Here is a 4,682-nt window from a genome sequence, read left to right as displayed (position 1 = left end):
GCTGCCCGGGCCCCGTGTGTCATCGGCGAACCGGCTCAGGGCTAGGCGGCGGCCTTGAGTTCGCGCATCCCTTCGGCGAGGTGCCACAGTGCCCGGTTGAGTTTCACGTCGGTGGTGACGCTGTTGACCGTGCGGGTGCGGGTCCGGGTGTCGGTGCGGGTGCGTCCGCTCAGTCCGCCGCGAATGACGTTCTCCTGCACGCGATTGAACGTCGACCACAGATCGTCACCGCTGTCGGCGACGCGGCGTGGACGTAGCAGCGACTGAGCGGCGATCGGGGCATAGTTGGCCGGGCTCTCGGTCGGGTCACCCCAGCGCGCGATCCGGGCGGCCTCGGCGAACAGTGCCTGTTCGGCCGGTGCCATCGTCAGCGCCTTCATCTGCTCGCGGCTGTCTTCGACCACCTCGAACTGATCGAGGACGGTGTACGCGCCTTCGATCACCTCATCGGCGACGTTGCCGGAGTGGCGCACGCGGACGTCTTCGACGATGTCGCCGACCACCATCCCGTTCGCGCACACGAACCGCAGCATTCCGGCGAGCATCTGATAGGCGCTGGTGCCGTTGTGCGAGTTCAGCAGCACGATTTCGTTCGCCTCGGCGGCCTCGACGGTGTTGGCGTGGCGCAGCCGGATCATGTGCTTGGTGTAGTCGCGGTGCCCCTCGTCGCGGGTCCGGGTCTGAGCCACCGCGAACGGGCGGAACCCTTCGCGCTCGAGGCCGCGCAGCACCTCGATGGTCGGAATGAAGCCGTAGCGCTCCGATCGCGACTCGTGGGCCTCGGTGGTGAAGATGCTCGGTGCGTAGCGCTGCATCTCGGCGTCGGTCAGCGGCCGGTTCTGCCGGTAGGTAACAGCCTTGGCACCGAAGCGGGTTGCGAGAGCGGACATTTCGTTCCTCCTGAGCAGTGGGGCGGCCTCTCCGCCCCTCTGCCAACAATATTACCCCAAGTTCCCCAAGTTCCCCAAGTTGCATAGCTGTGGGTTAGCTCACTTGTCGACGGGTCAGGTCGGCCAACGGCGAGGGGCCGGAACCCGTTCATTCACGGTTCCGGCCCCTCGTGGTCGTCCTTCCGGGCTGGCTACTTCTTCTCGGTGGTCTTCTTCGCCGCTGCCCTGGCCGCCTTGGCCTCGGCGGCGACCTCGTCGATATCGGCGGTGCCGAGTGCTACGGCGTCGATCCTCGACAGCGGGTATCCCCAACTTGCCAGCAGCGCAAGGTAATCGGCGATGAGTCCGCGCCGACGCTCGGGGTTGGCTCCTGCGGTGAGCGTCCCGCCGCGCCAGTAGTGCGGGGACTTCTCGTTGGGCTGCATTCGCGCCTCGATCGCGCCCAGGACCATCGCCACCACAACCACTTGCGCGCGCTCGGCGGCGCGGTCGATGGCGGCTTTGCTGCGGGCTTCGCCGGTCGGCAGCGCGTAGCCCTTCGTCCCTGCCAGCTTCGCGGCGATGGCGGCGGCGGCGTTCTCGCTGATGAGGCCCGGTTGCTCGGTGAGCACACGCACCGCCCACAGCAGGGCACCGACGGGCAGCCCCTTGGCGAGTCGGTCGCCGACCCACTTCCGGCGCACCGGCGTTGCCGTGCGTGCCAGCTCGTTGCACAGCCCGGAGCGCTGCGCGGCGGCGGCCTTGGCCGCCTTCTCGGCCGTGATCGACTCCGCGTCCTTGACCGTGTCTCGCCCGAGCACCGCCCGCAACCCCTCGGCGGCAGCGTCGCGGCAGTAGTACGACGGCTCAAGGCGGGTTTCGACCTGCACCTCCGTGGCGTGCAGGCAACCCTTGCGGGCGACCGCGTGCGGGTCGTTGCTGGTTCGCCAGTCCACCCGGTAGTAGTTGACCTCTTCGCCGGTCGCGGCCAGCGTCACCTGCTCTTCCTCGACGAAGTACACCGCCCAGTTCGCTGGGTTCTTGATGTCCTCCGCCGTCGCCGGTCGACGCTCGGCGTCGACGCGCAGCAGGTGAAACGGGGTCGCGCTGGCGTACTCGGTGTATGACACGTCCTCCTCGAGCACCTCGAATCCCTTCGCTCGATGCCCGGCGATCACCTCGGCGCGGGCGTTCTCGGCGTCGCGGTCGGCGCGGACCAGGGCTAGGGCGTGGTCGAATCCTCCGCGCCCGGCGGCCGCGACCAGCCGCGCGGTGGCGGCTTCGTCGTCGGCGAACTCGGCGGCGGCCGCGGCCTCGGTCAGCGACATCTGTCCCTCACCGACCAGTGACCGCGCGGCCGCCGATTTCGACAGCGCCTGAACGGCTTTCACCTCCTTGATATCGACACGCAGGTGTTTGGCCGCCTTCGTCGGGGCGACCCCGAGATCCAGCACATCCTGAATGGCCTTCGCCTCGTCGGCGGCGGTCATCTCGTGGTGGAACTTGTTGGCGCGGTACTGGTGGCTGATCCGGTCCAGTTCGCTGATATCGACGGCGACAACGCGCACCGGCACCGTTCGGCCTGCTTCACGCGCGGCCAGCGTGCGCAACTGCCCGTCCAGTACCTGCAACCCGTTGTCACTGCTGCGGCGGAATGCCGTGATAACGTGCTCGACACCGTTTTCGGCGATGTCTGCGACGAATCCGGCCCAATCGTCGATCGTGTTCGCGGCCGATTCCTCGACCTCGCGGACGTTGCCGCCGATATCGAGGGTGTTCGGGTCGACCTCGGGGAGGAACTCGCGCGTCGGCGGGGCCTTCGGGGCCTCGTCGACGGTAGCGGCGGCGGCCGGTGGGGCCATCGTGGTGCTGGTCATGATGTGTTCTCCTGCTGTACGGTGTTGGGGTTCGAGGGACCGGGCAGGTGGGCGCCGCCCGGTCCCTCGCTTTCTGCCCTGGTCACGAACACGCGGGCGGCGGCCCGCGCGCCCGGTGCACTGAGTGGCTCAATCGTCGGCGGGGCGCATGATCGTGATCACGGGCTCGCCCTGGTCGCCGGGCCCACAGTGCGCGATGAGGGTGAGCACATCAGGCTCCGCGCCGCCCTCGCCGCGATCGATCCGGAACTCGCCGCGATACGCCGACTCGGGCCAATCACCGATTGCCGCGCGGGCCGCGCTCAGAACAGCGGTGATCCGCGCGGTGTGGGCATCGGTGTTGCCGTCGTAGTCGATCGCCTCGGCGTAGGCGTAGAAGGCCAGCGCGACGGGCAGCCGGAACCGTTCGGCGCGGGCGGCCTCGGTCACATCGAACAGGAACCCGTCGGCGATGGCCTGGGCGCGGGTGTAGCTGTGGATCACTTCGGCGTTCTCGAACATCTGCCGATCTCCTTGTGTTGGTGGGGACTTGCCGGTTTCGGCTTCCCCCTGACATACTCAATAATACCCCAAGTTCCCCAAGTTCACGAACTTGCAGACCCCCAGGAAGGCATGAGCCATGTCACTTTTGATAGAAAAACCGCAGGTAGATAGCAGATTCGCGCGGCCGGCTCCTTGCCGTAGCACTGTTGGGGTACTTGGTAAACTCCACAACATGGAGTTCGTGCCCAGCAAAACGCTGTTCCGATCGGGTTGGACGACGACCCTCGACCGGGTCCGGAGCGGCGAGGCGCTGGCGATCCTCCAGCGCGGCAAGCCCGCGGCCGCCCTGCTGCCGTACTCGCTGTGGCAGCGTGCCGCCGCAGACGCCCCGGTGAGCGAGGACAAGCAACAGACCAACTCCTCACACGAGGTGCGCGAGAACCTGCGGGCCCGGCGCGAGGATGCCTCCCTCCGCGGCCGGCACACGATGATCACCTGGCACGGCAGTTCCGAGCCCGAAGTGGTCCTGGCCCCCTACGACTGGGCGCTCGAAGCACTGCCCGAGCTCGGCGACCTCGCCACCGACTGACCGGCCCCGTCAAGTCCAGGCCAGGCCATCAGGAACGCGCCGAACAAGCCCGCGAGGAGATTGCCGCGCAGTGGGTTCAGCGGCGCGTCCACCTCGAAGAGGTGAAACGACACCACCGACATCGCCGACGCGGTCACTGCCCGCGCCTACGCATACACCGAGGTTATGCGCCTGTCCCACCCTACGGGGCATTGACGTCCCCCTTGGCCTGAAGGATCAAGGATTCCTAGGGGAATCCGGGGGGGATCCGGTGACCACCAGCGGGGCGGCACATGGCCGCTGACACCGTGACAGACCCCACCGCACACCACGCAACAAGATCCACGATCGAGCGAAACCCGTGTGACGCACAGTCGGTGGACATCACCACCCCGCACCGGGCCACCCCACCATCACAATCCATCGTGCCGAAATTTCCGTACCCAGCACAGCAACCGAGAGACCGAGAAGAAGTGATCCTATGTACCCGACGCACGACTACGACACGGCCGATGACCCCACCACACCCGCCTTCTACGCACAACGCGGCGTGCCCGATCCCGTGGAACAACATCTGCGTGCCAACTACGCGTCCATGCACGCACTCCGCGAGAAAAGCAAGCAACACATCGATCCCGGCGAAGCCGCGTCCCTCAACGAAGAGGCCCGCGAAATCTCCGACCGATGGCGAAGAAGCCGCGTCCCCTACCCCACTATGTGGCTCAATCTGGACATCGCGGTGAACACCCGCACACACAATTCGGCCCCCACTACGTGCCCCCACCCCCCACACAACACCCCAGCAGACCGGAATCAGCTACAAGCAAACCACCTCACCGGCCACAGCACATGGCAGATCAGCGACACCACACGCGCACACCTAGG

5 protein-coding genes are annotated in these 4,682 nt (G+C 67.0%); 2 read left to right on the top strand and 3 right to left on the bottom strand.

The window, feature by feature from the left end:
- Window positions 1-41: 41 nt before the first annotated feature.
- The 3 genes from ACL02S_RS23965 to ACL02S_RS23955 all read right to left on the bottom strand — a co-directional run bounded on the left by ACL02S_RS23965 (window position 42) and on the right by ACL02S_RS23955 (window position 3,247).
- Window positions 42-815: a DUF932 domain-containing protein gene (locus ACL02S_RS23965; RefSeq protein ID WP_503129073.1), complete on the bottom strand. Its 774-nt coding sequence runs from the start codon at window positions 813-815 to the stop codon at window positions 42-44.
- A 266-nt stretch (window positions 816-1,081) separates the two neighbouring features.
- The gene (locus ACL02S_RS23960) at window positions 1,082-2,746 is read right to left on the bottom strand and encodes a ParB/RepB/Spo0J family partition protein (RefSeq protein WP_412804758.1); all 1,665 of its coding nucleotides are present in this window, start codon (window positions 2,744-2,746) and stop codon (window positions 1,082-1,084) included.
- Between the two features lie 129 nt (window positions 2,747-2,875).
- Entirely contained in the window at window positions 2,876-3,247 is a 372-nt protein-coding gene (locus tag ACL02S_RS23955) for a DUF6573 family protein (protein WP_412804757.1), read from the bottom strand.
- Between the two features lie 214 nt (window positions 3,248-3,461).
- Between ACL02S_RS23955 and ACL02S_RS23950 the strand changes: the two genes are divergently transcribed.
- Together ACL02S_RS23950 and ACL02S_RS23945 are read left to right on the top strand one after the other, a co-directional pair.
- Complete coding sequence (locus ACL02S_RS23950) at window positions 3,462-3,818, top strand: type II toxin-antitoxin system Phd/YefM family antitoxin (protein WP_412804756.1); 357 nt, start codon at window positions 3,462-3,464, stop codon at window positions 3,816-3,818.
- 460 nt (window positions 3,819-4,278) lie between these two features.
- On the top strand, window positions 4,279-4,682 hold a 404-nt coding region (locus ACL02S_RS23945; RefSeq protein WP_412804755.1), incomplete at its 3' end, for a hypothetical protein.

Origin of the sequence: Nocardia spongicola, from assembly GCF_047200775.1 — a bacterium.
Taxonomy (GTDB): domain Bacteria; phylum Actinomycetota; class Actinomycetes; order Mycobacteriales; family Mycobacteriaceae; genus Nocardia.
Note: the sequence above shows the minus strand (reverse complement) of the source record. Positions and strands in the feature narration are given on the sequence as shown.